This is a genomic window from Corynebacterium hylobatis (assembly GCF_003955685.1).
Classification (GTDB): Bacteria; Actinomycetota; Actinomycetes; order Mycobacteriales; family Mycobacteriaceae; genus Corynebacterium; species Corynebacterium hylobatis.
In genome coordinates, this window is record NZ_RXHJ01000002.1 from 153,839 (window position 1) to 178,129 (window position 24,291).

General features: G+C 65.7%; 25 protein-coding genes. 8 read left to right on the forward strand and 17 right to left on the reverse strand.

Going from position 1 to position 24,291, the window contains the following annotated elements:
• The first annotated feature begins 6 nt into the window (after positions 1-6).
• A complete protein-coding gene (locus tag EAH68_RS01980; protein WP_126119641.1) occupies positions 7-972 on the forward strand; it encodes an NAD(P)/FAD-dependent oxidoreductase in 966 nt (321 codons plus the stop codon).
• A 19-nt stretch (positions 973-991) separates the two neighbouring features.
• Here EAH68_RS01980 and EAH68_RS01985 read toward each other — a convergent pair whose 3' ends face one another.
• From EAH68_RS01985 to EAH68_RS01995, 3 genes are read right to left on the reverse strand one after another with little or no spacing between them, the layout of a single operon-like run.
• Positions 992-1,762, reverse strand: coding sequence for an isocitrate lyase/PEP mutase family protein (locus EAH68_RS01985; RefSeq protein WP_126119642.1), 771 nt, complete (start codon positions 1,760-1,762; stop codon positions 992-994).
• Between the two features lie 54 nt (positions 1,763-1,816).
• Entirely contained in the window at positions 1,817-2,533 is a 717-nt protein-coding gene (locus EAH68_RS01990; protein WP_439647602.1) for an SCO1664 family protein, read from the reverse strand.
• Positions 2,534-2,538: 5 nt separating this feature from the next.
• On the reverse strand, positions 2,539-3,207 hold the full coding sequence (locus EAH68_RS01995) for a histidine phosphatase family protein (protein WP_126119644.1): 669 nt from the start codon (positions 3,205-3,207) through the stop codon (positions 2,539-2,541).
• A 99-nt stretch (positions 3,208-3,306) separates the two neighbouring features.
• On the opposite strand from EAH68_RS01995, the gene EAH68_RS02000 reads away from it, so the two are divergent.
• A complete protein-coding gene (locus tag EAH68_RS02000; protein ID WP_126119645.1) occupies positions 3,307-4,695 on the forward strand; it encodes a sigma 54-interacting transcriptional regulator in 1,389 nt (462 codons plus the stop codon).
• A 27-nt stretch (positions 4,696-4,722) separates the two neighbouring features.
• Positions 4,723-6,714 carry a VWA domain-containing protein gene (locus EAH68_RS02005; RefSeq protein WP_126119646.1) on the forward strand — a complete coding sequence of 664 codons (1,992 nt, stop codon included), beginning with the start codon at positions 4,723-4,725 and terminating at the stop codon, positions 6,712-6,714.
• A 30-nt stretch (positions 6,715-6,744) separates the two neighbouring features.
• On the opposite strand, the gene EAH68_RS02010 is transcribed toward EAH68_RS02005, so the two are convergent.
• Positions 6,745-7,116: a nuclear transport factor 2 family protein gene (locus EAH68_RS02010; protein ID WP_126119647.1), complete on the reverse strand. Its 372-nt coding sequence runs from the start codon at positions 7,114-7,116 to the stop codon at positions 6,745-6,747.
• An 89-nt stretch (positions 7,117-7,205) separates the two neighbouring features.
• Here EAH68_RS02010 and EAH68_RS02015 point away from each other — a divergent pair, with 89 nt between their 5' ends.
• From EAH68_RS02015 to EAH68_RS02025, 3 genes are all read left to right on the forward strand, one after another.
• The gene (locus tag EAH68_RS02015; protein ID WP_126119648.1) at positions 7,206-8,270 is read left to right on the forward strand and encodes a tocopherol cyclase family protein; all 1,065 of its coding nucleotides are present in this window, start codon (positions 7,206-7,208) and stop codon (positions 8,268-8,270) included.
• Positions 8,271-8,398: 128 nt separating this feature from the next.
• Positions 8,399-9,493, forward strand: a complete 1,095-nt coding sequence (locus tag EAH68_RS02020; protein ID WP_126119649.1) for a DNA polymerase III subunit beta family protein — start codon at positions 8,399-8,401, stop codon at positions 9,491-9,493.
• Positions 9,486-10,001 (forward strand): hypothetical protein, encoded by a 516-nt coding sequence (locus tag EAH68_RS02025; RefSeq protein WP_126119650.1) that lies wholly within the window; start codon positions 9,486-9,488, stop codon positions 9,999-10,001. The genes EAH68_RS02020 and EAH68_RS02025 overlap by 8 nt, the downstream gene beginning before the upstream one ends.
• Before the next feature lie 169 nt (positions 10,002-10,170).
• Here EAH68_RS02025 and EAH68_RS02030 read toward each other — a convergent pair whose 3' ends face one another.
• Both EAH68_RS02030 and EAH68_RS02035 read right to left on the reverse strand, forming a co-directional pair.
• Entirely contained in the window at positions 10,171-11,409 is a 1,239-nt protein-coding gene (locus EAH68_RS02030) for an MFS transporter (protein WP_126119651.1), read from the reverse strand.
• A gap of 414 nt (positions 11,410-11,823) precedes the next feature.
• The gene (locus EAH68_RS02035) at positions 11,824-12,579 is read right to left on the reverse strand and encodes a DUF429 domain-containing protein (RefSeq protein ID WP_126119652.1); all 756 of its coding nucleotides are present in this window, start codon (positions 12,577-12,579) and stop codon (positions 11,824-11,826) included.
• Positions 12,580-12,769: 190 nt separating this feature from the next.
• Between EAH68_RS02035 and EAH68_RS02040 the strand changes: the two genes are divergently transcribed.
• Positions 12,770-13,216 (forward strand): VOC family protein, encoded by a 447-nt coding sequence (locus EAH68_RS02040; RefSeq protein WP_126119653.1) that lies wholly within the window; start codon positions 12,770-12,772, stop codon positions 13,214-13,216.
• Here the strand turns inward: EAH68_RS02040 and EAH68_RS02045 are convergent.
• The 8 genes from EAH68_RS02045 to EAH68_RS02080 all read right to left on the reverse strand — a co-directional run bounded on the left by EAH68_RS02045 (position 13,213) and on the right by EAH68_RS02080 (position 21,047).
• Entirely contained in the window at positions 13,213-13,974 is a 762-nt protein-coding gene (locus EAH68_RS02045) for an SDR family NAD(P)-dependent oxidoreductase (RefSeq protein WP_126119654.1), read from the reverse strand. The genes EAH68_RS02040 and EAH68_RS02045 overlap by 4 nt on opposite strands.
• Positions 13,975-14,313: 339 nt before the next feature.
• Positions 14,314-16,062 (reverse strand): SulP family inorganic anion transporter, encoded by a 1,749-nt coding sequence (locus EAH68_RS02050; RefSeq protein WP_126119655.1) that lies wholly within the window; start codon positions 16,060-16,062, stop codon positions 14,314-14,316.
• Between the two features lie 447 nt (positions 16,063-16,509).
• Entirely contained in the window at positions 16,510-17,562 is a 1,053-nt protein-coding gene (locus EAH68_RS02055) for a 1-acyl-sn-glycerol-3-phosphate acyltransferase (protein ID WP_126119656.1), read from the reverse strand.
• Positions 17,559-18,527 carry a patatin-like phospholipase family protein gene (locus EAH68_RS02060; protein WP_206436332.1) on the reverse strand — a complete coding sequence of 323 codons (969 nt, stop codon included), beginning with the start codon at positions 18,525-18,527 and terminating at the stop codon, positions 17,559-17,561. The genes EAH68_RS02055 and EAH68_RS02060 overlap by 4 nt, the downstream gene beginning before the upstream one ends.
• Positions 18,528-18,738: 211 nt before the next feature.
• Entirely contained in the window at positions 18,739-19,086 is a 348-nt protein-coding gene (locus EAH68_RS02065) for a CBU_0592 family membrane protein (protein WP_206436333.1), read from the reverse strand.
• A gap of 24 nt (positions 19,087-19,110) precedes the next feature.
• Positions 19,111-19,410 carry a CBU_0592 family membrane protein gene (locus EAH68_RS02070; protein ID WP_126119657.1) on the reverse strand — a complete coding sequence of 100 codons (300 nt, stop codon included), beginning with the start codon at positions 19,408-19,410 and terminating at the stop codon, positions 19,111-19,113.
• Between the two features lie 512 nt (positions 19,411-19,922).
• Positions 19,923-20,312: an SRPBCC family protein gene (locus EAH68_RS02075; protein WP_126119658.1), complete on the reverse strand. Its 390-nt coding sequence runs from the start codon at positions 20,310-20,312 to the stop codon at positions 19,923-19,925.
• A gap of 162 nt (positions 20,313-20,474) precedes the next feature.
• Positions 20,475-21,047 carry a 2'-5' RNA ligase family protein gene (locus EAH68_RS02080; protein WP_126119659.1) on the reverse strand — a complete coding sequence of 191 codons (573 nt, stop codon included), beginning with the start codon at positions 21,045-21,047 and terminating at the stop codon, positions 20,475-20,477.
• Positions 21,048-21,295: 248 nt separating this feature from the next.
• Here EAH68_RS02080 and EAH68_RS02085 point away from each other — a divergent pair, with 248 nt between their 5' ends.
• Positions 21,296-21,658: a DUF1801 domain-containing protein gene (locus EAH68_RS02085; RefSeq protein WP_126119660.1), complete on the forward strand. Its 363-nt coding sequence runs from the start codon at positions 21,296-21,298 to the stop codon at positions 21,656-21,658.
• A gap of 21 nt (positions 21,659-21,679) precedes the next feature.
• On the opposite strand, the gene EAH68_RS02090 is transcribed toward EAH68_RS02085, so the two are convergent.
• From EAH68_RS02090 to EAH68_RS02100, 3 genes are all read right to left on the reverse strand, one after another.
• Complete coding sequence (locus EAH68_RS02090) at positions 21,680-22,120, reverse strand: YtoQ family protein (RefSeq protein WP_126119661.1); 441 nt, start codon at positions 22,118-22,120, stop codon at positions 21,680-21,682.
• Positions 22,121-22,380: 260 nt separating this feature from the next.
• Entirely contained in the window at positions 22,381-22,860 is a 480-nt protein-coding gene (locus EAH68_RS02095; RefSeq protein ID WP_126119662.1) for a flavin reductase family protein, read from the reverse strand.
• Positions 22,848-24,179 carry an NtaA/DmoA family FMN-dependent monooxygenase gene (locus EAH68_RS02100; RefSeq protein ID WP_126119663.1) on the reverse strand — a complete coding sequence of 444 codons (1,332 nt, stop codon included), beginning with the start codon at positions 24,177-24,179 and terminating at the stop codon, positions 22,848-22,850. Before EAH68_RS02100 ends, EAH68_RS02095 begins: the two co-directional genes overlap by 13 nt.
• Positions 24,180-24,291 lie beyond the last annotated feature (112 nt).

Genomic DNA, 24,291 nt, shown 5'->3' on the forward strand with positions numbered 1-24,291 from the left:
AAAGCGATGAACACCGAACTCCCGGCAGTGGTGGACGCCCTCGTGGTGGGTGGGGGTCCCTCCGGCCTGGCAGCCGCCACCTGGCTGGGCCGGTACCAACGTTTCACCCTGGTCGTCGACACCGGGGAGAACCGCAACCGTTCCGCCGACCACGTGCACGGCCTGCTCGGCCGGGACCCCATCGCACCACGGGACCTGCTCGCCGATGCACGTGCAGGCCTGGAACAGTATCCGCTGGTCCAGCTGCACCACGGTGTCGTCTCCGGGGTGGTCCGCGGGGAGGACGGCCTGTTCCACGCCACCGTCGACGGCACCCACCGGGTCACCACCAGCCGGCTCGTGCTGGCCACCGGCATCCGCGACCAGACCCCGCAGATGCTCGGCTTTGAGGGACACTACGGCACCGATGTGCACCACTGTCCCTCCTGTGACGGGTTCATGGCCCGCAACGAGGACATCATCGTGCTCGGCTCCAGCCGGATCATCCCCGGTTTCGCGGCCGGGCTGCTCGACTGGGCCCGGAGCGTGAAGATCATCACCCATTCCCGCGAGCGGATCTTCAACGACAGTCAGAAGAGACTGCTCAACGAACACCGGATCCCCGTGGTCCGAGGCACCGCCGAAGCCTTCGTGGGTGAGCCGGGCAGGTTGAGCGGGGTGCGGATGAGTGACGGGACGCTGGTGGCGGGCACCCGGGTCTTCTTCTCCTTCCGGCACCTGCCCACCAACCAGATCGCCGGGGATCTGGGTTGCGAGCTCAACCACGACGGCTCCATCGTGGTGGACAAACATCAGAAGACCAGCATCGACGGGGTGTATGCGGCCGGCGACATCGCCGCTTCCATGCGGCTGATCCCCGTCGCCATCAGCTCGGGCACCATCGCCGGTATCGCCTGCGCCACCTCCCTGCGCGGCCACGAGCCCACGCCGCCGGCCCCGCACCCGGCACCGCCGACGCGCTGGTTCAACTGAGGACCATTCCGCGGGCTGGTCAGCTCTCCCGCCATGTGGCCAGCGGGGCCCTCGACTGCTCGGCCAGCCACATCTGCCACAGCGGGCCGAAGCTCACGCGGCGTACCCCCAGGGAAATCAGGGCGCCGAGATCGCCCGCGCCGTGGCCGTCGACGGGGTGGGCGGTCACGTTCAGCGGGACAGAGACCGCCTTGACCAGGCGGGTGACTTCCTCGGCCGTGCTCAGGCCCACGGGGTAGACGGCCCGCGCTCCGGCGGCCTCCATGAGCCGGATGCGTTCCTCCGCCTCCGCAAGCGGATCCACGAAGACATCCGTGCCCAGCTTCACCGCATCGGTGCGCCCGTTGATGACGAAGTCCACTCCGGCGGCATCCGCGGCCTCCCGGGCAGCGGCAATGTAGTCGGCGTGTTCCTGGCGGGAGCGCACGCGCCTGCCCTCGGAGTGGACGACATCCTCGATGTTCACGCCGACGGCACCGGCCTCCAGCACCTTCTCCACCAGTTCCGCCGGGTCCAGGCCGTAGCCGGACTCGACGTCGGCGCTGACCGGGATGTCGACTGACCTGGTGATGCGCCGGACCGTGGCCAGGTAGTCATCGAAGTTCATGTTCTCGCCATCGGAGCTGCCGGTGGCGTCGGCGATCGGGTGGCTGCCGGTGGTCAGGCCCTCGAAGCCGGCATCCGCGGCGACACCCGCACTCCAGGTGTCCCAGACGGTGGGCAGGACCAGAGTCCGGCCTGATTCATGGAGCTGGGCGAGGCGGTTGGCAAGTGCGGTCACATCGGTCATCTCGGATCTCCTTCAGCCGGGGGTGTACGCCCCAGACTACGTCCGTGGCCGGGATCACACCAGGGGCCAGGGATAGTGGTAGTGCGACCTGGGGTGCGGCAGCTGGGGCAGGCGCACGATGCGGGAGGCCCGGGACTGCAGGGCCGTCACCTCGTCGGGTGTCAGCAGCGCAGCGACGTCCCCCGGGACCTCGTCGATGAGCGGTTCCACCGCCGCGAGCAACCCGGCGTCGATCTCCTCACCGGCGAAATCCCAGATGACGGTGCGCAGCTTGGGCTGCGCACTGAAGCACAGCCCGTGGTCGATACCCCAGACGTGTTCGGCGGCGTCGAGAAGCACGTGCCCGGATTTGCGGTCGGTGTTGTTGGTGAGTATGTCGAACACCGCCATTCGGCGCAGCTGACCGTGCAGGTCAGAGCGGGTCTCCAGGAGGGGGAAATAGTGCATCCCCTCGTTCTCGATGTACCACTGGAGGGAACCGATGCCGAAGGGGGCATCGGCACGCGTCACCGTCGGCGGCACGATGTGCCAGCCGAGGTACTCGCTGAGAAGGAAGGCTGCCTCCTCCCGCCCGTGGAGCCCGCGGGCGAAGTCGTGGAGCGGGCGCTCCCCCAGCTCGGGTTTGTAAACCACCCAGCCGTAGTCGCCGTCCTCCGTCCCGTCGGTGGCCTCCAGCACGAAGGTGAGGTTGCTCGACTCCGCCAGCTGCGCGACGATGCCCAGCTCACCGCGGGTGAGCAGGCCGAGTTCGCGGTCGAAGGGCGGACACAGCGGGCTCACTGCGGCCCCGCTTCCCCCAGCTGCTCCAGCAGGTGCAGCAGCGGCCCGGACCTCGAGTTCGTCTCCAGCATGGTCGTCGCGCCGTCCGCGCCGTACTTCACCACGGAAACCGAGGCCGGGTCGACGGCGACGCGCTGGAAATCATCGAGGGCACGCCCCGCCAGATGCGTGACGGCCGCCTTGATCGGGTCGGCGTGGCTGAAACAGACCACGATCCCGCCGGGGTGCCGGGCGGCGATTTCGTCCAGCACGGCGACCATCCGGTCCTGCATCTCCACGAAGCTCTCCCCGCCCGGGAAGCGGAACTCCGAGGGTGTCTTCTGTACGGTCTGCCACTCCGGCAGCTTGGCCAGCTCCGCCAGTTTCCCGCCGGTCCACTCTCCGAAATCACATTCCACCAGCTCGTCCGTGACCTGCGGCTCCAGGCCGAAGAGCTCGGCGGTGGGTGCGGCCGTCTCCCGGGTGCGTTCCATCGGTGAGGTGTGGAGCGCGGCCAGCGGCAGGCCCTGCAGGCGCTGTGCCACCTCGCGTGCCTGCCCCTGGCCGGCCTCGCTGAGGTGCAGACCCGGCGCGCGTCCGGGCAGCACCTGGCCGGTGGTCGGCGTGACGCCGTGGCGCACCAGGACAATCAGGGTCGGGCGCGCGGAAATTGTGTCAGTACCCATCGACCGGAGCCTACCCAACCCACGGCGTGCAGTGCCGGAAATCACACCTGTGGGGATCAGATGGTCGACCGATGTGATTTTCCTCGCTAGCCTGGGGATGTGAGTCTTCCGCCCAATGTGTCCACGATCGGTGAGCTGAAGGCCGCCGGTTACACCCACCGTCCCCTGCGGACTGAGATCCGCGAGAACCTCCTCGCGCTGCTCTCCGCGGGAGAGGACCCCTGGCCGGGTCTGCACGGCCTGCAGCACACCGTGATCCCGCAGGTCGAGCGCGCGCTGATCGCCGGCCACGACATCGTGCTGCTCGGTGAGCGCGGCCAGGGCAAGACCCGTCTCCTGCGCTCGCTGACCGGGCTGCTCGACGAATGGATGCCCGCCGTCGCAGATTCCGACCTGCGCGAGCACCCCCTGGCCCCCATCACGGAGGAGACACGTCGGCGTATCGGGGCCGAGGGTGACACCCTGCCGGTGACCTGGATCCACCGCGACGAGCGCTACTCGGAGAAGCTGGCAACCCCGGACACCTCCGTGGCTGACCTGATCGGTGACGTCGACCCCATGCGGGTGGCCGAGGGCCGCCGGCTCGGTGATCCGGAGACCATCCATTACGGGCTGATCCCGCGTTCCAACCGCGGCATCGTGGCCATCAACGAGCTGCCGGATCTGGCCGAACGCATCCAGGTCTCCATGCTCAACGTCATGGAGGAACGCGACGTGCAGATCCGTGGCTACATGCTGCGCCTGCCGCTCGACGTGCTGGTCGTGGCCTCGGCCAACCCGGAGGACTACACCAACCGCGGGCGCATCATCACCCCGCTCAAGGACCGCTTCGGGGCGGAGATCCGCACCCATTACCCCATCGAACTCGAGGACGAGATCGCCGTCATCGAGCAGGAGTCCACCCTGCTCGCCGAGGTGCCGGAGGTGCTGCTGGAGATCCTGGCCCGCTACACCCGGGCGCTGCGCGAATCCCCGGCCGTCAACCAGCGCGCCGGTGTCTCCGCCCGTTTCGCCATCGCGGGTGCGGAGACCGTCGCGGCCGCCGCCCGGCACCGCGCCGCGATCCGGGGCGAGGAGAAGGCGGTGGCCCGCCTCGTTGATCTGGAGGCGGCCGTCGATGTCCTCGGCGGCAAGGTCGAGTTCGAGTCCGGTGAGGAGGGCCGCGAATGGGAGGTACTCGGTTATCTGCTGCGCACCGCCACTGCCGAGGCGGTACGCGCCCGCATGCGCGGGCTTGACTTCGCTCCCCTGATTCAGGCCCTGGACGGCACGACCACCGTCTCCACCGGCGAACAGGTCACCGCCGCCGAATTCCTCGCCGGGCTTCCTGACCTCGGCGAATCCGACCTCTACGACCAGATCGCCACCCGACTGGGTGCACAGGATGAGGGCACCCGCGCCAGTGCGGTCGAACTCGCCCTCGAGGCCCTCTACCTCGCCCGGAAGATCGCGAAGGATTCCGGCGAGGGCGAGACCATCTACGGCTAGAACAACCCGCTTCCCTAGGAGGCCGACATGCCACAACGACGCCGCACCCGCTACGGCCGCTACACCGGCGGACCGGATCCCCTCGCGCCTCCGGTGGATGTCACTGAGGCGCTGGAGGCCATCGCCGAGGAGGTCATGGCCGGTTACTCCCCCGAGCGTGCCCTGCGGGAGTTCCTGCGCCACGGCAGCCGGGGGCGGGAGGGCTACGACGATCTCGCCCGCCGCATCGCCGAGAAGCGCCGGGAGAAGCTGCAGAAACACAACCTGGGCGGCACGCTGCAGGAGGTGAAGAAGCTTCTCGACGACGCCGTGCTCGCCGAACGCGGCCAGCTCGCCCGCGACGTCACCATGGACGACACCGACCGCGCCTTCCGCGAGATGCAGCTGGACAACCTGCCGGCCTCCACCGCGGCGGCCGTCAACGAACTCTCCGACTACGACTGGCAGTCCACCGACGCGCGGGAGAAATTCGAGCAGATCAGGGACCTGCTCGGCCGCGAGGTCCTCGACCAGCGTTTCGCCGGCATGAAGCAGGCACTGGAGAACGCCACCGATGAGGACCGGGCGGCCGTGAAGCAGATGCTCCAGGACCTCAACGAGCTGCTGGACAAGCACCGCCGCGGTGAGGACACCGAGCAGGACTTCGCCGATTTCATGGACAAACACGGCCGGAACTTCCCGGAGAACCCGCGCAACGTCGACGAGCTCATCGACGCGATGGCGAAGCGCTCTGCCGCCGCCCAGCGCATGCTCAACTCCATGACCGAGGAGCAGCGCCGGGAGCTGATGGAGCTCTCGGCCCAGGCCTTCGGCTCCCCGGAGCTCATGGAGCAGTTGGGCGAACTCGAGGGCAACCTGCGGTCCATGCGCCCGGACCTTGACTGGTCCGGCTCGGAGGACTTCTCCGGGGAGGAGGGACTGGGGCTGGGTGATGGCACCGGCGCGGTGCAGGACATCGCCGAACTGGACGAGCTGGCGGAGCAGCTCAGCCAGTCCTATGACGGCGCGCACTCCTCCGACATCGACCTTGAGGCGCTGGGCCGCCAGCTCGGCGAGGAGGCCGCTGTCTCCGCCGAGACCCTCGCGGAACTGGAACGCGCCATGCGTGACAGCGGCCTGCTACGCCACAATGTCGACGGTTCGCTGGGTTTGTCCCCGCAGGCGATGCGCCGCCTCGGGAAGACCCTGCTTGCCGACGCCGCGAAGCAGCTCAGTGCCCGCTCCGGCGCGCGCGACGCCCAACTGGCCGGTGCCTCCGGGGAACAGACCGGTGCCTCCCGGCCCTGGGAGTTCGGCGACACCCAGCCCTGGGACGTGACCCGGACGGTGACCAACGCCCTGCAGCGTTCCGCCGTCGAAGGTGAGACGCCCTCCGGTCGGGTGCGCATCGAGGTGCAGGACGTCGAGGTCGTGGAGACCGAGGCCCGTACCCAGTCGGCGGTGGCGCTGCTGGTGGACACCTCCTATTCCATGGCCTCCGAGGGCCGCTGGGTACCGATGAAACGCACCGCGCTCGCCCTCCACCACCTCATCTCCACGAGGTTCCGGGGCGATGAACTGGCGCTGATCGGTTTCGGCCGCCACGCACTCAACATGGACATCGACGAGCTCACCGCCCTGCCCCCGGTACGCGAACAGGGCACCAACCTCCACCACGGGCTGCTGCTGGCCGAAAAATTCTTCGCCCGGCACCCCAGCATGGACCCCACGCTGCTCATCGTCACCGACGGTGAGCCGACGGCCCACCTCATGCCCCACGGCGAGGCCTGGTTCGACTGGCCCACCCACCCCGAGACCCTGCGCCAGACCCTCATCCAGCTGGACAAGGTCACCCGCCGGGGCACCCGGACGACCTTCTTCCGGCTCGGCCACGACCCAGGGCTGGAACACTTCCTCAACCAGCTCGCCGACCGCGTGGGCGGGCGCGTCACCGCCCCTGAGCTCGATGACCTGGGCGCGGCCGTCGTCGGTGAGTACCTGCGCCGCCGGGACCCCGGTTTCGGGGACATCGACTGGTAGCGGGAGGCGCGAACGGAAAACTGCCCCGGTTCAGTGGGTCGTGGTGGTCTGCTGGTACAGCGCAAGGCGGACCACCCCGTCAAGGAGCACATAGGTGCTGGCCATGAGCGCCTCAAAAGGCGGCTGTCCGGGCCGTTCGACGACCGCCCGGTAGACCAGGGTGGCGGCGTGCGTGCCGACCGGAACCAGCTTCTCCGGGGTGATCTCGAAGCTTGCCCAGGCGGGCGACTCGTTGAGCGTGGCCGCGATGGTCGTCCGATCCAGCACCATGCCGTTGACCAGCAGCATCACCCCCTCAGCCGTCATGAGACGGCCATAGAAGTCCCAACCCGTGGCGCTGCTGAGTGCCTCCCAGCCCTGCCGCTCCAGGTCCATGAGGTTCTCCAGCGTGAGATCGTCCATGGTCTCCATGCTAGGCAGGCTGTTCCGGGAGGGGCAGGAATTTTCGCGAAGCCCACCAGCGGACGGCACACCTGTGCTGTACTGACCTCATGGGCCTGCTCAGACGATACCGTTCGACCGGCGCCGACCTCCCCTTCGGCAATCCGCTGCGCGCCCACCACGGCGTCGCGATGGAAGGCTACTTCTGGCGCATCACCGACCCCGATACTGGCCGGGTGCTCATCGCCCTGTGCGGTGCCAACAAGGGTCCGCAGGGATCCTGGGCGACGGTCGGGCTCGCAGCCTGGCCCAACGGTTTCATCCGCACCGGGGCACTCGACGGATCCTGGACCAACCCCAACGGCCTCGGCGTCGAAGGCGGCATCGGCGACGAACCGGGGTCCCCTGCTGCCTTCGAAGGCAATGACCGCCGCCTCCGCGTGAATCTGGGTGCTGATGCCCGCGTCGACCTGGAATTCCACGACCTCTCCCCCTGGCCGCACCGCGCGCTCGGCGGATCAAGCATCTTCCAGGCCGTCCCCGGTCTCAACCAGTACTGGCACCCCTGGCTGCTCGGCGGGAAGGCCTCAGGCACCGCGACCGTAGGCGATGAGACCTGGAAGTTCCAGGACGCCCAGGTCTACGGCGAGAAAAACTGGGGACAGGAGGGCTTCCCCGAGGCCTGGTGGTGGGGGCAGACCCAGGGCTTCGCAGAACCCGAGGCCTGCCTCGCCTTCGCCGGTGGCATCGTGACCACCGGCCGGATGAAGGTGGAGGTCACCGGGCTTGTCGTACGGCTTCCCGACGACCGCGTCATCCGCCTCGGTGACCCGATGATCAGCCCGGTGACCACCCGCACCAGCGATGAGCAGTGGCAGCTGTCGGGCCGCGGCTTCGGCTGGCGCATCGAGGTCACCGCCACCGCCCCACTCGACCAGGCTTTCGTCCTGCCCGTCCCCCTGCCCAGCGAACACCGCAACGTGCCGGGCGATCTGGAGCACCTCGCCGGTGACCTGGAGGTGCGTGTGCACCGTTTCGGTCGTCACGTGTGGACGGGGCGCACGAACCTTGCCGCCCTGGAACACGGTGGTCTCGACCGGGCCCGGGCGGAGCTGCGCCGCCGTGGCCTCGACGACACGCTGCCCTCTGCCCCGCCGGTGGGTCGGGGTCAGTGACCGCGGGACCAGGCTGTACGTCAGATCGTCGGCACGATACGACGAAACCTACGATCCGGGCCATCCAGGACTGAGGCTCCTGAACGAAGACTTGACCTTCGAGTTACCTGAGGCCGGAGGATGGGCATGTGACTGAAACGGAACTGATGCCCATCGGCGTCTTCGCCCGGCGCACCGGGTTGACAGCGAGCGCGCTCCGCTTCTACGACGACGCCGGATTATTACCTCCCGCTGACGTGGATCCCCACTCCGGTTACCGGCGCTACGGACACGACCAGATCCACCGCGCCAAGCTGCTGCGGGAGTTGCGGGAAATCTCCATGCCACTCACCGCGATCCAGGAGGTGTTCGATGCCCCACCCGAAGAGGCTGGTGCGTTGATTGACGCCCACGCCGCCGGGATCGCGGCGGATGCGCGCGCTGCGCAGGCCCGGGCAGCGGCGATCAAGGACCACCTGGGTGCCAGCGGTAAGCGCCCCACCCTGCATCTTCGGGGACCGGTACTGGCCGAAGCTATCGAGCAGGTATTCACCGCCACCGGCCGAACCCCTGACCACCCGGCGCTCTCCGGGGTATACGTCCGCGTCGATCACGCCGAAGTCTCGCTGACCGCGACAGACAGGTACCGGTTGACCAGGCGCACACTGATCGCAGCGGGCCCATCCCCGCAGCCCTGGTCTGGTGTTCTGGATGGGGAACAACTCCGATGGATCAGCCACGAGGTGCGCCATAATCTCGATGTCGCAGTTGAGCTGGATGATGCAGAGGTGACTTTCCGCGTCTCCGAGGGCCGGAGATTTTCTTGCCGGGTGATCGGCATTGAGTACCCGGATTTCCAGCTGATGCTTGATTCGCTCTCGGAGGTGCGCTGCCGGGTGGTCGTTCCGAAACACCTGCTGCTGCGTGCCCTGGAGAGCGTCGCCCACCAGGCCACAACCCTTTCCGGCTCTGACGACCTCCTGATGGTCCGGGACGGAGAGACGACCGGCCATGCTCATCGCATCGGAGCTGAGATCGCCGGCCGGATGGGAGAGATCTCTTTCGCCACGACGCAACTGTTTCCTGCGGTGAGTTCCGCAATCGGCCCGGATGTGGTCCTAGAGCTACGGGGCAAGGATCAGCCCGTGACTGTTCGCTCTGCCGACCGCGGAGACCTGACGACAGTACTCATGCCCACGCTCATTGACCTGAACAACGAATCCGAGGAGAAAACTCATGCATGATCAGCAGACCAGCCCCGATCCCGTCATGGAGACGATCACCCGCGCGGTCGGGCAATGGCAGGAGAGCGGGGACTCAGCCTCAGCCCGCGAACGGCTGCTCACTCTCTGGGCCGAGATCGGGGTCACCGGGGACGCGTTCCACCGGTGCATCCTCGCGCATTATCTGGCCGACCTCTACGACGACCCCGCGGAAGCCCTGATCTGGGACATCCGTGCCCTGGACGCGGCCGATGCGGTACCCGCACAGGGGGTCGGGGGTGTCCAACACGGATTCAACATCGCGTCCTTCCGTCCCTCCCTGTACCTGAACATCGCGGACAACCTGCGTCAGCTCGGGTCTTTCACCGCCGCGGTTGCACACCTCGATGCGGCTACCCACGATATGCACCTCCTCGCGGAAGACGCCTACGGCGGACTGATCCGTGACGGGATGAAACAGGTGGGTCAGGCGATCACCCGGGGGGACTGCTCAAGGCTGGGCCAGTCCCCTGCCTCCGATTCCCGGTGACAGATCCCGGGAGGTATCCCGGCGATTCAGCTGTCGTTCTGGATTCACATGCTTTCCCGGATCCACTCCACCCGGCGCGTCGATTCCCGGAGTTCGGCAGGAGATGGCTCGCACCGGCCGTGCCTGATTTTCGTGGACGATTACCGCATCCAGGACAGTTATCGTCGACTCATCTCTCCCGCAGGGAAAAACCCAGCCGTTTCTCGGAGAAGAGCATGATCAACGCAGTACCGAGGAGACCCGCTGCAGTGGTGAGCCACCAGGAGGTGTGCCAGCCCTGCGCTTGGGCGGCCAACCATGCCAACAGGATGGGGCCGAAGAAATTACCGGCGTTCTGGATCTGCTGCATCAACCCGACCGCACCGGACGCCGAGCCTCCAGGCGGGGCCAGGTCCACGATGACCCGGAACATGGTGGTCGGGATCAGGGCACCTACCACCGAGAAGACACAGACCAGCACAAACTGCGGGATGAACGTGCCGGGTACGACAGCCCAGTCCACGGCGTAGACGCCGAAGGCAGTGATACCCATGACTGCAAAGGCCGTGATGACCAGCGGACGGACAGCATATCCGCGCTGCAGCAGGAATCCGGCCATCACAGCACCCACGGCGTTGATCCCACCGGCGACCGCTGAGAGCGTCCCACCGAGCACCGGGCCGACCCCGTATTCCTGGTAGACGGTGGGCAGGAACCCGATCACGGAAGTCCACTGGACGGTGTAGCAGGAGAACACCGCACCAGCGAGCCACGGCTTCCAGCTGCGCACAGTCACCCAGACCCGGCGGAAGGCCGGCCCTGTTCCCCCCTCCCCCCGGGGATCCCGGTCCGTGTACTTCAGCAACAGTGGAATCCCGAGGGCAGTCACGGTGGCCATGATCCAGTACCACACCCGCCAGTCAGTGACCTGCAGAAGCAGGGCACTACTCAGCACCGCAAGGAACGTCGCCGTTCCCTGGAAGCCCGCCCACGCCCCCATCGCCACGGTCAGCCGTTCAACCGGGGTGTCACGGCGGATCAACGCCGGGGCCATCACGATGACTGCGAGATACCCGATGCCTTCCAGGGCGCGGGCGGACATCATCACCTCTGAGGTGGTCGCCAGGGCGCTGATCACGGAGCCCACCACCAACAGACCCATGCCGAGAACCAGGGTGCGGCGCAACCCCACCCGCTCACCGATGATGGATGCCGGGATCCCGCCCAGAATTCCCGCCAGTTGCACCAGCCCCAGCAGCAGGCCGGCCTGCACCAGGCTGATGCTGAGATCGGCCTGGACCTCCGTGAGCACACTGGGTAGTTTCCAGATGTGCATCGCCGAGATGACCCCACAGACCACCACCGTGATCCAGGTGGTGCTCCCCGAGCGTCGAAGGGTAGGGGCAGGCGATTGCGAAACGATGGTCATACCCGAAAGCTCCTGACGTGGGGCGTTGCCATGAATAAGCGACCCTAGCCGAATTTCACGTGCCCTACCAGCGTTTTCCTCCCGATCTGGTCGACTAGATTCGCCACCGTATCCAGCAGCGGAGAGAGCCCGGAATCTAATCCGCGGAATGTCCATGAATTCTGCAAGGATGGGAACATGTCCGGGAAAACGTCACCAGTCCACCCCAACGCAATCGTGGTAGCAGTATCGGGACTGATCACAGCGGTCCTCATAGGGATAAATAATTCTTCCTGGACGGCCGGGATCAGCTTCAGTATTTTTGCTCTGGTCGGAGTCGTGGTCCTTAACTCAATCCTCAGAAAGCGGCAGAGGGAGGACAGTCAGAACGGTGCCTGATCTTGCATGTGAAGACGTCCGGAGCAGCTCCCTGATTCAGCTGTCTTCACTCTGACAGGTATCCGCCGGACTCTCCTCCTTCGGTAGCCAGATCCATCCCTCCCGACGCGTGCTCTCCCGGAGTTCGGCGGGAGGGGCCTCGCACCGGCCGAACGCGATTTCGCGGGCGATCACCGCTGCGAGGACCGCATCCAGGGCATTATCGTCGGCCACGCAGAGATCCTCCTTGCTGTTCCAGTCCAGCCACGTCCACCGCTGCCGCAGAAGTTCCACCAGCTCGGCCCGCGGGCCAGCGTTCTTCGCGGCCTTGTAGCCCCGGTACGGCAGCGACCAGCAGCGGAGGGCAGCCGCTGGGTAGACCTCGCAGATGACGCCGGAGCCGTCCCGGGCGGTGTCGACGCCCAGATCCCGCAGGCGGGCCTCCATCCCCGCCCACCGCAGCGCCGGATGGGCGATCCGGTCGGTGGAGACACTCAAGGGGGTCAGCCCGGTGTGTTGGTGGACGGCGAGGTCCGTGGCGCGCATCGCCAGGTTCCTCCGCCACTCAGGTCCCGTGGACTCGGGGGTGGGCAGGGTGCCCGCGGCGTGGGCGGTGAGCAGGTCGACGAAGCTCGTCGGCCAACCGAGCGGGACATCCACCCCTACCCGCTGAGCGGACTGGGCCGCCTGGATGATGGCTTCGTCCCCGGCACCGACGGTGAGATGCTCGATCATGCACCCGTCTTCACCCCTGATGACGGCCAGCCCGGTGCGCCGGGGATCGGCTGCGAGATCGACGCCCACGAACTTCATGGTGTCAGCCTACGCAGGCCCGATATTCAGTGCCGGCTCCTACTTTTCCCTTAACCTGGCCGGGTGCCGCGCGTATCATTTACCTCAGCAGCATGTGAACCTGATGAAACACGGAGGAAACCGTGATCAACCCCCGAACATCCGAAGTTTCCCACTCTCCTCACCCGCGGCTCGCCCAGGCAGGCCTCCGATGAGCGTGCGGATGGACAACATGGGCATCGTCGTCGAGGACCTCGACGTCACGGTCGCCTTCTTCCGCGAGCTCGGTCTCGAACTCGAGGGCCGGATGATGGTGGAGGGCGAGTGGGCGGGCCGGGTCACCGGCCTGGGCGATCAGCGCGTGGAGATCGCGATGATGCGCACGCCGGACGGCCACAACCGCCTGGAGCTGTGCCGGTACCTGTCCCCGGAGGTCATCGCTGACCACCGTCGCGCCCCGGTCAACGCCCTGGGTTACCTGCGCGCCATGTTCGCGGTGGACGACATCGACGGGACGCTGGAGCGGCTGTACAACGTCGGTGCGGAGCTGGTCAGTGATGAGGTGATCCGTTACGAGGACGCCTACCGGCTCTGCTACATCCGGGGCCCGGAGGGGATCCTCATCGGGCTTGCGGAGCAGCTGGATCCGCCGGTCTAGTGAGCGGTGCGGCCGCCGTCGACGCGGTAGACGGAACCGGTCACAGCCCCGGCCATGTCGGAGGAGAGGTACAGGACGGTGGCGGCGACCTCCTCCGGCTCCGCGGCACGCCCGATCGGTGAGTCCGCGAGCACGCGCGGGGCGATCTCCGGGTCGTCGAGCCAGCGCTCGGTCATGGGCGTGCGGATCAGGCCCGGGGCGAGCACGTTGATGCGGATGCCCTCGGTGGCGTAGTCCAGGGCCGCGCCCTTGGACATGCCGACCACCGCATGCTTGGCCGCCACATACGGGGTCATGCCCGGATCGGCGGTGACGCCGGCGACGGAGGCGGTATTGACGATGGAGCCACCGCCGGCCTTGAGCATCACCGGGATCTGGTGGCGCATGGCCAGAAACACCCCGGTGGCGTCCACCCCCATGGTTCTGTGCCAGTCCTCCACCGTCTGCTCATGCAGCGGTGCGGTGGGCGGCAGGACACCGGCGTTGTTGAAGGCGATGTCGATGGTGCCGTGCTTCTCGACGGCCACATCCACCAGGTTCTGCACCGAGGCGTCGTCAGTCACATCGGTCCGCACGAACTCGGCGGTGCCACCGGCCTCCGTGATGATCTGCACGGTCTCCGCCGCGCGGTCATCGATGTCCCCCACCACCACGGCGGCCCCGGCCTTCGCGAACTCCACCGCGGTGGCCCGACCGATACCCGTGGCCCCGCCGGTGATGACGACAATCTTGTCTGTGAAATCGAACGAAACCTGCATCTTCCCCATCCCTATGTTGAATCTGTCCGGTGAGAAGGCCGCAGACGAGCCGATGTTCCGGGGTTGCGACGGCGACCATGTCCCACCCTAATGAGAATGGGGTCTGTGCGCCGAGCGTGGATCTGCGAGGGTGGGACTCACCCTTCAACTCCCCGGTTGCGTCGGCTGATGATCACCACAGCCGGAATCAACACGATGGTATACGCCATCAGCCACCTGACCTGCTGCCGGATTCCTCCGTTCACACCGGTGCCATCCCGGAGGCATCGAGCGCAGCTGCCGCGGCCTGCGCTCCAACCTGTCCCCAGTCGAAGCGGATGCGGTGATCATGCTGATTCGTCAGGGTTCGAGCACCTCCTGCGGAACCCCCTCAGGTAGCTTCCCGTGTCTCATCGAATAACGCCTCACGTACTCCCGTACCGCAGTCGGGAGCGTCTCAAAGATGTTCTCGTCGCCGACTTCCCGGATGAATCCTGAGGGCTCAAGACGCCGGTACAGGTCCCGTTTGACGCGTGCCATGGCGAAACGGATACCGCGCTGCTTCAGCCTGCTGCGCAGCTCCTCCAGTGCGTCGACCGCGGTGAGATCGACCTCCGTGTTCGCCTCGGCATTGAGGAGGAACCACTCCACCGGCTGCTCAGCATCATCGACTGCTTTCAGAGCCCGGGCGACGAAGTCGTCGGCGTTGGCGAAGAAGAGCGGCGAATCGTAGCGGAAGACCACCAGCCCCCGGACCGCAGTCGCCTCCTCATAATCATCCAGACTGTGCATGCCCGGAACTCCCGGCGCGTAGCCGAGGACATCCGCATACGGCCGGGTGATGCGCCGGATGAGGTCCAGAATCGACAGCACGATGGCGACACCGATGCCCACCAGCACGCCGAAGATGGCCACCGACGCCGCCGTCGCAGCCGTGATCATGAGTTCGCTGCGGCGGAAACGGCCGATGCGGCGCAGCTCACCGATGTTGATCAGCTGGGTTGCCGCGTAGATGACCAACGCCCCCAGCGCCGCGTCCGGGAAGGACTCCAGCACCGGACCGGCGAAGATGAGCACCATCACCACCATGATGACCACGACGAGGGAGTGGACCTGGGTGCGGGCGCCGGCGGCGTCGCCAAGCACGGTCCGCGATCCGCTGGAGGAAACCGGGAAACCCTGGAGAAAACCGTTGGCCACGTTCGCCGTGCCCAGGGCGAGCAGCTCCTGGTTCGAGTCAATGACCTCACCGTTACCGGAGGCGAAGGCCCGGCCGGTGAGGATGTTGTCCGAGAAGCCCACCACTGCGATGCCGGCCGCATACGGCAGCAGAGCCCAGACCTCGAGGTCACCGAGATCCGGCAGTCTGGGTTCCGGCAGTCCGCGGGGCACCTCTCCGATGACGTCCAGCCCGTAGCGGTCGAGACCGAAGACGGCGACCACTGCGGCGGCGAGCAGCAGAGCCATCAAAGCGACCGGGGCCCGGGGGACCAGCCAGTTCGCCAGGTAGAGCAGGAGCAGGACACCTGCCGCGAGCAGCACCGTCGGCAGGTGCGACTGGCCCAGCTGGTTGAGGAAGGAAACCACCTCCTGCCACGTGTTCTCCCCCTCCACCTCGAGCTTGGTTATCTTGCCCAGCTGGCTGACGATCATGAGGAGGGCAATACCGATGAGGTAGCCGATGAGTACGGGACGTGACAGGAGCCTGGTGAGAAATCCCAGGCGGGCGACGAAAGCGACAAGACAGACCAGGCCGACCGCGATCGCCATGATGGCCGCGACCTCGGCGTAGCGTTCCGGCCCGCCTGCGGCCCCCACCAACGCGCCGACGCCCGCCGCCGTCATCAGGGCAGTCGTGGACTCCGGACCTATCGACAGCTTCCGGGAGGTGCCCAAGAAGAAGTAGATGAGCATCGGGGCGAGGACGGCCCACAGCCCGACGACCGCGGGAAGCCCGGCGATGACCGCATAGGCCATCACCTGCGGGACCAGATAGGCAGCGACGGTGACACCCGCGACGATGTCTCCCCGCAGCCAGGGGCGCTCATAGCGCCGGAGTGCGGCGATGCCGGGGAGGTAGCGCTCCCACGGTGGCCTGTCGGCGGACATAGCTTGAACGTACCTCGACGGGTTGACCGCCGCCAGCATAATCAGGCTTCCGCGCACATACAGTCACCGGAGTTGACGCGCCCCTATTCCACCGGCTGCCCGTGATGTAATCTGGGACACATGATGGACGGTGAGTCAGTGCACACCCTTTCATCGGCCTGACCAGCAAGAGAGTGCCGCCCACCACCCCCCGACAAGAAGAAAGGAGGAGATCTCGATGCAGACCCTGATTGCCCCGGAACCCGGCTTGAGAGGACTCATCACCCGGATCATGCAGTGGATCGACTGTCTGCTGTTCGGCAGATGCTACGTGATCCTGTAGTCCGCCAACTCCCCCACGGTCCGGAATCGCCCGATTCCGGACCTCACTCCGCTCTCCGGACCATGCGTCTCAGGCCGCCGCAGCGGCGCCATCCAGGGCTCCCCACGGTTCAACAAGTGACCTACCTAACCATCCTCCCCGGAAACCGGGCTGTGATTCCTGCTGTTCTCGATCCACCCATCGATCTGTTCCCACCAGTCGAACAGCCAGTCCATGCGTTGCGGGAGGGGACCCGGGATCTCCGAGGGATGCACGTACCAGGTCTTCAGCACGATGGTGTTCTCCTCGGACAGGGCACGCCACAACTGCTTCACCGTGAGAAGCTGATCCAGACCGGTGTGGGCGACGAACAGGACTCCGGTTTCCGGGCTGGCACTGACGGCGGCAAAAATTCCGCCGGGTCGAGGTGCCAGGACATGGCGCATCCGACTGGCGCGCTGGGCCAGCTCCCCGTAATCGTCCTCAATCAACTGCCGGATCCGTGATTCCTTGCGCCCGGGCGTGAATTTGCCGCCCTCGGGGAACACCAGCAACGCGTCACCCTTCCCCATGTCCTCCGCCATCACGGCGATACGTTCCGCAGGTTTGGTGCCATGGGCATGCACCAGCCCGCTCTGGAAAGGGGTGGGGGTGAGGACCACCGTGGGCAGCCGGTGCGCAATCACATCGAGGACAGGATCCCACTGGAGCATGTCCTTCATGACGATGCGCGGATTGCGGTGGAACTGGTTGAGCAGTAGGTGAACCAGGATGAAGGAGTCACCGGGACCGGCATGGCGGGAGGCCACGATGAGTGGGACACCATCTGCCGCCGCGATCGGGTTCGAGTCGGTGACGTGGATCTTCAACCGCAGGGCCCAACGTACCTGACGGAACAGGACCTCCAGGAACCTGCCGATGAGCCGGTAATGGAGGTTACGGATCGGCCGGGTGTGAGTTGCCCAACCGAAGCCGGAGGCGATCCAGGTGCCGAACAGAACCACCAGGGCCACGGCCTCCCAGACGAGAACGAACACCAGCAGCCACAGGGCCCGTGGCAGTCGACCGACCCTGGGTAGCCTGGCGGTCAGACCGACGAGCAGGAGGAGCAGCGGCAGAGTCCATACGAGCAGGACCGCAGCGATGGCCACTGCCGGAGCAACCGTCAACCGCCTGATCCAACGGGGTGGCATACTCATGGCTGCTCCTGCTGCCTCAGGGTCCTGACCCCACGCACCGACATCCCGTACGGGCATTCGACGGACAGATCACCCTCCGGGTTGTGCAACAGGTTGACCTCGTCGGATTCGGCGAGGAAGCAGGCGGAACGCTGGTAGGCCTGTTCCATGCGGCCTTCGGAACCGACCAGGGTCGGCATGGTGGCATTGCGTTTACCACCCGGCGGCACACCACCGGAGGGGAGCACATGGACGGTGACGCCTTCCGGCAGTGCCGCCAGGTCGCGGGCGAACCGGTGACGACGGGCGATCTCGAAGGACACCCACATGGAACCGACGACATTGGTTGGCCGGACAAGGGGTTCCTCGATACGCCCGACCTGCAGCACGTAGATCGTCTTCGCCCCCTGTTCAATGGCCCGACCCAGGGGGATGGAGGACACCAGCCCACCGTCGTAGAGGTGCTCACCATTGATCTCAGCCGGGGGCAGGATCCCCGGCACAGAGGAGGAGGCGACGACCGCGGGGACCACCGGCCCGGTGTCAAACCACCGCTCGCAGGCCCCTTCCACACTGGCGGCAACCGTGGAGAATGGGATAGCCAGGTCCTCGAATCTGGTGGCGGCTCCCAGGTGCTCCTCCAGCAGACTGTGCAGCGGTTCCGGAGACAACAGGTGGTTGCGGTGCCGGATCAGATTCGCCACCTGACGCGCGAAGGACTGCCCGTAGATCTTCTTCGCCAGGTCCGATCCCCACGCCTTGGTGAGGGGTTCAATGACCTCGAGCGAGGGGTTCTGCGCGATCAGCGCACCATTGATGGCGCCGATCGAGGTACCGATGATCATGTCGGGGGCGATGCCCGCCTCGAACAAGGCGCGCACCTGGCCGACTTCCACGGCTCCACGCACACCACCACCGCCCAGCACGAATGCCACGGGCCGGGTACTCAACTGTGCGTTCTGGTACGTATCCTGGTGCTGTGCCATGCCTTCGCCTCTCGGTCGAAGTATCCTCCCCCTATTCTGTCAGCGCAGAACCCGCAGGTCCACCAGTAAATTTGCCCTGAGAGAAAACAAAAGACCAGCTAAGAAGTGGAACCGACACTCGGCAGAGGGGGAGGCGGACCACCGGCGCAGGTGGACAGCATTCGTGGTCTCCTTCACCAAGACGTGAGGCACCCACCACGGGAAGACCGCCTCAGCCCGCGACTGGGACTTCCCTCCCCGCGGTCTCCTTGTCACCGGTTGGAGTACCTGGTGCAACGAGCTCTATGACGGTCGCCTCATTGGACGCTTTGGTCCTGCGGGTGAAAATTTTCCACAGAAATCCCACGGCCACGATGATCCAGACGATCTCGGTCAGCAGCAGACCAGGGTTGAAAGGCGATACGGCGGTATAGGCGAATCCGAGCGCACCCAGAACATTCAAAGCCTGGTACAGGGGGGAATCCGTGGTCAGTACGCCGAAGTTCATCAGTCCGTACGCTCCGACAAGAAATACACCGGCGATGATGCCGATTTCGTGGGAAAATATCAGTGGTTCCACGATTCACACTCTTTTTCTGGTTCGCTACGCGGCGGCGAGGTACGGGGTGGGGGCGGTCACGGTAATGGGATCGGTCTTCTCCGGGCGACGCTTCATCCAGATGGCGATGATGCCGTAGAGGCCCAGCAGTGCCCAGATCAGTTCGGCCCAGAAGACGCCGGGATTCATCGGGTTGGCTGCGGATGCGGCCAGAAAGCCCGCACCGAGGAAGTTGAGGATCTGATACGTGTAGTGGTCTCGGGTGAGTTTGCCCATGTTGAGCAACGCGAAGGCGACCAGAAGTGCCGCTGAGGCGATGAGACCAAGGAACACCATTGCTGACATAGCGGGTGCCCTTCCTGTTCGAGGACTGGGGTTTGGGGTACGTGAAGGGACCACTGACTGCGGCATTCCCGTTGTTGTGATGAGGTCTTCCCGTGGGGATGAGACCGTGGTTTTCCTCAGGTCCCGGCCCTGGTACGACCTGATCGTCCAAGGCATGGGACATGCGTATTGCAGAAGAATGCACGGATTTTCGGTACCTCTGTTGTATGTCACAGGGGAACTGATCTGCGTTCTGAGGGGTCACCTGCCCCGGATACGTCAGGCTCACCTTCTGTGGGCGAACATGCGGTCCAGGATCAGGGACGGTTCTACTGATCCCGCCCCCGGCAGGAATTTGTCACGGTATCCTCCCGAAGGTACGGCCGCAAGCGTGGGGGCCCCCGCAGGCTGCAACTGATGAGGAGGCCCGCCCGGATCTGCTGGAACATCATCAGATCCCGTCTCCGTCCCTGGGGATACGCGTCTGCGGGGACCGGGCAACCCGGGTGATCAGTGGGCTTGTTGACTGAAAATCACCGGTCGGAGACCAGCCGCCGCATCGCCCACCGCATGAGCGGCCGGTAAGCCAGCAGTACCGGCCGCGGGCCCACCAGCCGGATACGCGCCAGTGTGCTGTTATCGCCTGCCACAAGGTCGTGGTGCAGATCCAGTCGGATGGGCCCGACCCACACTGTCCATGCCCAGGCGAAGTTATCGGGGTCGACTGAGAGGACAGTGAACCGGGCCGGCACCACACCCAGCGCGGTGACGGTGCCGGTGGTGCCGGGGCGGATAGTGCGGGTGCTGGCACGGACCCTGGTCAGGTGCGGGGCCCAGTCGGTCCAGTTCTGCGGGTGCAGGTAGCGTTGCCACGCGGTTTCCACCGGGGCGGGGCCGGTCACATCTACGGTGATAACTGCCATGAGGGGTGGTCAGCCCTTCCTGAGGTTCGTGGCGGACATCACGATGATGCTGCCGGGGCTTCAGAGGTGCGTCAGCTGGTTGGTGCTTCCGAGGGGGTGGCAACCGTGTCACCCAGTGGTTCGGAGAACCCCCGCCAGGCCACACCGTGGTGCCCACAGTTTTCACGGTACGGAGCCGAACGGACCACAACAGGACTCGGCAGCATCTTTGTCCCGGCCCTGCGCGCCGGGCCCCTCCCCCGCCAGTACAGTCAGCTCGCTGAGCCTGGGCTTCCATAGCGCCGCCCGGACGGCCGTGAGTTCCTTGAGGTGCGGGGAGCACACCTCGTCGAGTGCCCGGATGTAGTCGGGCACGATCTCTCGAGCCAGCCGTAGCCCCATCGTCAGGTGCGGGGTCCAGCGCGGGCCGCGCCCGTCGGGGTTGAGCGCACTGATGTGGCGGGCGGCGATCTCCAGTTCATCGGAGGTCTCGAGCAGCCACGCCACCGTCTGTCGGCGTCTCGTGCCGAATACGACGGTGCCCATCCGCTGGAAGTGGGCGGGGATCACCGGAGGCAGCAGCTCCGCTGCCCGCTTGACGACGTCCCCCGCCATCCGCGGGGAGAACGTGACCGTGATGTGCGGCGTCTGGTGCTGGGTCGGGAAACCCCGCTCTTCAAGGCGCGCGAACATCTCCCGCACCTGCTGTTCCTCCTCAGGTGCGAGGTGGAGGAGGATGTTGTCGGGCGAGGTCATGGCCCGAACCATAATGCATCCCTCAACATCGCTGGGACGTTGACCTTGTCGTCGCCACCCGCGGGGCGCATAATGGAGACGGCACATCAGTGCCCTCGCGCAGTCGATGACGAGGTGTTCGTCTGACACATTCGTGGAGAGATCTGGCACCGGTCAGAGCACGTCCGCAATGGAGATTGCCCGGCCCCTGCAACCGCAGTGGCTGTGTATGTCATGCCGCGGATGCGGCGCGAGAGAAAGGTGGACCCATGTCCCCCAGGAAAACAGACAAGGTGCAGGAAGACCTCAACGCGGTCCTCGACAGGATTGTGGCGATGCCGGAGCCGTACTCCACAATCGGGACTCGGCTGCACGAGACCATCCTGAGTGCCGGTCCCAGGCTCAGGCCCCGCATCTGGTACGGCATGCCGGGCTACGCGACAGGTCGCAGCACCCCGGTCCGGGTGTTCTTCCGGCTCGATGACGACGTCATGACTTTCGGTCTGACCGAGAAGGCCCACGTGGAACCCGAGCCGGACAGCACCCTGCGACCGTGCGCGTGGTATCTCGATGAGATCGACGAAGCCACCCTGGAGAAAATCGCCGGGCTCGTCAGGACCGCATTCACCTAGGTCAACAGTGCATGAGCAGGCTCAGGCCTTGAGCACGTACCGCAGGGTCTCCACCACATGGTCGGTTGTCGTGCACCAGGCCTGGGCCTCGGCGTCGACCTCCTTGAGGGGATGGACGATATTGGCGTCGTGCAGGGTCACATAGGGTTTGCCCAGCGCGGCACAGTATCCGGCGTCGAAAGCGGCGTTCCACTGCTTGTACTGGTCACCGAAGCGCACCACCACAAAATCGGCCTGCTCGATGAGGGTGCGCGTACGGATGGCGTTGACCTTGGCGGACTGGTGGTCACGCCAGAACTGGCTCTCGGTCTCACCGAGATGGTCACCGGCGGCGTCGCTCGCCGGGTGGTCCGTCACCGGCGCAGTGAACACCACGTCCAACCCGGCGGCCTCAGCGCCGCGCTGGATCTCCTCGCGCCAGTCGGTGTGGATTTCGCCCGAAAGATAGACATTGAAGCTCATGGCTCAAAACTCCTGAATTGGATAGAGAAGGATTTGTTTCGGCCCCAGTCTAGCCAGCCTGACGGTTCAGGGAGTTGAACCCGAATCTGCCACCAGGAACGATACAACCGACGGACACCGCCGTTATCCCGAATTCCTGCTCCGGAATCCCCGGAACTTTCCTCCTGTAAGGGCATCCGACATGAAGCCACACATTGACCTTGAATTCCACAGCATCCCGGTCCATACCAACCTCTGATGCCATCACGAACGGCAGTACGTCAACCCTCGAGCGTGCGCACACGACTGCCGAAGAATACGAGGGGCTCTCGCGTCTCATCGCGCTCGAGGGCAAGCACCTCCAGCAGCATTAGTGTGTGATCGCCCGCCTCGACGGTAGTACGCGGAACGACCTCGATCATCGCGAGCGCTCCAGCAACAAAGGCCGCCTGACCGATCACTTCCATCTCGACACCGACGAACCGCGAGCCGGCCGGACGGCGCAGATCGCTCAACACCTGCTCCTGTCCAGCGCCGAGCACACTGATCCCCCACCGTTCGGCCCGCCGGAGAACGGGCCAAGTTGTCGACGTGTGCGCGAACGACAGCGAGACGAGCGGCGGATCCAGCGACACCGACACGAGTGAGTTCGCGGGCATGCCCACGATCTGTCCGTCGATTTCAGCTGCGACGACCGACAGTCCGGTCGCGAACCCCGCGAGCGTATGGCGCATCTGATCCGGCGTGATCACTTCAACCACTCGCCAAGACCGTACTGGTCAGGGATGCCGAGGTTTTCGCGCAACGTGGATCCCACATAGTCCTCGGGGTAGAGGCCACGCTCGCGCAGGATCGGAACGACCTCGTCGACGAACGCGTCGATGCCGTCCTCGTAGACGTCGGGCGACAGCCAGAAGCCGTCCGCGGCACCGGCATCGAACCATTCATTCATGTGATCGGCGTGTACCCGCCCCGGCCCCACGGTCACGGGATGGTAGTCGATGACACCGTGCGCAAGGATGTCACGCGGCGACCACCCCTCGCGCGCCACCTTGAGCGCGATCTCGGAGCGCGGGTCCTGAGGTGACGCGTGCGCGATCGCCAGCTGTTCGGGTGTGAGCGGCTTGTCGATGTGCTGCGGCTGAATAGGCACGCCGATCATCGCGCTGAGGTGTGGCAAGCGCGCCTCGATGACCTGGCCCGACATTGACATGCGCCGGTCGAGTCCTTCGCGCACCGTCGGGGTCACGGTGGTCATGAGGCCGACGATGAACTTCACGTCGTCGGGGTTGCGACCGGCTTCCTCGGCTGCCCGACGCAGCGCCGCGCGCGAAGCGCGGGCCTCGTCGATCGTCCACACCTCGGTGATGAAGCCGCTCGCGTAGCGCCCCGCGATCTCAAGTAGATGTGGGCTTGGGCCGCCCGAGGTGAAGATAACAGGCTGCCCCTGCTCCGAGGGCGGTAATGCGAGCGGTCCGCGCGATGAGACGTATTCGCCCCCGAGGTTGATCGGCTGCAGCTTCGCGGGGTCGATGAAGCGGCCCGACTCCTGATCCTTGATCCAGGCGTCCTTCTCCCAACTGCCCCAGAGCGACTGCACGATCTGGATCGATTCGTGGGCACGCTGATATCGCTCGGTACGGTCAGCGACGCGCTTGCCGTAATTCGCAGCGACGAGATGGTCGCTCGTCGTGACGGCGTTCCAGCCGGCGCGGCCGTGACTCATGATGTCGAGTGTCTTGAACTGCCGAGCTGTGTTGAACGGTTCCTGGAACGTCGTAGATCCAGTCAGCACGAAACCGATGTTGTTCGTCGCCTGCGAGATCGCGGCCGCCTCCATGAGTGGATCCATGATGTTGTTGACGGTCGCGTGCTCGAGGTTGCCCCGCACGGCAGGGAAGTCAGGCGTGAACACGAACGAGAAGCCGCCGCGTTCGGCGGCTTGGGCGTAGCGAATGTTCGCTTCGACCTTTGAGTAGTTTCCGGGGTCGACGTACGGTGCGCGCCAGGCGCCCGGCAGGGTGCCGTAGCCGTCAGTCAGCGCCATGCCAAGGATGATCTTGCGGTCTGTCGTGGTCATGATCCTATCGTCCAACGTTGACACCCATGTGAATGTCAAATCGCCATGTGCTCACGTGCGTGCGCACTGACGTTCACATGGGTGCCGACGTTAGAGTCCGTCGCGTATCCTT

What these genes read in the sequence shown, in the direction of transcription:
- EAH68_RS02055 (WP_126119656.1), bottom strand. Translation starts at nt 17,562, where the DNA reads ATGAGTATGCCACCCCGTTGGATCAGGCGGTTGACGGTTGCTCCGGCA.
- EAH68_RS02025 (WP_126119650.1), top strand. Translation starts at nt 9,486, where the DNA reads ATGCATGATCAGCAGACCAGCCCCGATCCCGTCATGGAGACGATCACC.
- EAH68_RS01985 (WP_126119642.1), bottom strand. Translation starts at nt 1,762, where the DNA reads ATGACCGATGTGACCGCACTTGCCAACCGCCTCGCCCAGCTCCATGAA.
- EAH68_RS02005 (WP_126119646.1), top strand. Translation starts at nt 4,723, where the DNA reads ATGCCACAACGACGCCGCACCCGCTACGGCCGCTACACCGGCGGACCG.
- EAH68_RS02080 (WP_126119659.1), bottom strand. Translation starts at nt 21,047, where the DNA reads ATGACCTCGCCCGACAACATCCTCCTCCACCTCGCACCTGAGGAGGAA.
- EAH68_RS02030 (WP_126119651.1), bottom strand. Translation starts at nt 11,409, where the DNA reads ATGACCATCGTTTCGCAATCGCCTGCCCCTACCCTTCGACGCTCGGGG.
- EAH68_RS02015 (WP_126119648.1), top strand. Translation starts at nt 7,206, where the DNA reads ATGGGCCTGCTCAGACGATACCGTTCGACCGGCGCCGACCTCCCCTTC.
- EAH68_RS02085 (WP_126119660.1), top strand. Translation starts at nt 21,296, where the DNA reads ATGTCCCCCAGGAAAACAGACAAGGTGCAGGAAGACCTCAACGCGGTC.
- EAH68_RS01995 (WP_126119644.1), bottom strand. Translation starts at nt 3,207, where the DNA reads ATGGGTACTGACACAATTTCCGCGCGCCCGACCCTGATTGTCCTGGTG.
- EAH68_RS02060 (WP_206436332.1), bottom strand. Translation starts at nt 18,527, where the DNA reads ATGGCACAGCACCAGGATACGTACCAGAACGCACAGTTGAGTACCCGG.
- EAH68_RS02050 (WP_126119655.1), bottom strand. Translation starts at nt 16,062, where the DNA reads ATGTCCGCCGACAGGCCACCGTGGGAGCGCTACCTCCCCGGCATCGCC.
- EAH68_RS02040 (WP_126119653.1), top strand. Translation starts at nt 12,770, where the DNA reads ATGAGCGTGCGGATGGACAACATGGGCATCGTCGTCGAGGACCTCGAC.
- EAH68_RS02035 (WP_126119652.1), bottom strand. Translation starts at nt 12,579, where the DNA reads ATGAAGTTCGTGGGCGTCGATCTCGCAGCCGATCCCCGGCGCACCGGG.
- EAH68_RS02010 (WP_126119647.1), bottom strand. Translation starts at nt 7,116, where the DNA reads ATGGACGATCTCACGCTGGAGAACCTCATGGACCTGGAGCGGCAGGGC.
- EAH68_RS02100 (WP_126119663.1), bottom strand. Translation starts at nt 24,179, where the DNA reads ATGACCACGACAGACCGCAAGATCATCCTTGGCATGGCGCTGACTGAC.
- EAH68_RS02045 (WP_126119654.1), bottom strand. Translation starts at nt 13,974, where the DNA reads ATGCAGGTTTCGTTCGATTTCACAGACAAGATTGTCGTCATCACCGGC.
- EAH68_RS02075 (WP_126119658.1), bottom strand. Translation starts at nt 20,312, where the DNA reads ATGGCAGTTATCACCGTAGATGTGACCGGCCCCGCCCCGGTGGAAACC.
- EAH68_RS02070 (WP_126119657.1), bottom strand. Translation starts at nt 19,410, where the DNA reads ATGTCAGCAATGGTGTTCCTTGGTCTCATCGCCTCAGCGGCACTTCTG.
- EAH68_RS02090 (WP_126119661.1), bottom strand. Translation starts at nt 22,120, where the DNA reads ATGAGCTTCAATGTCTATCTTTCGGGCGAAATCCACACCGACTGGCGC.
- EAH68_RS01980 (WP_126119641.1), top strand. Translation starts at nt 7, where the DNA reads ATGAACACCGAACTCCCGGCAGTGGTGGACGCCCTCGTGGTGGGTGGG.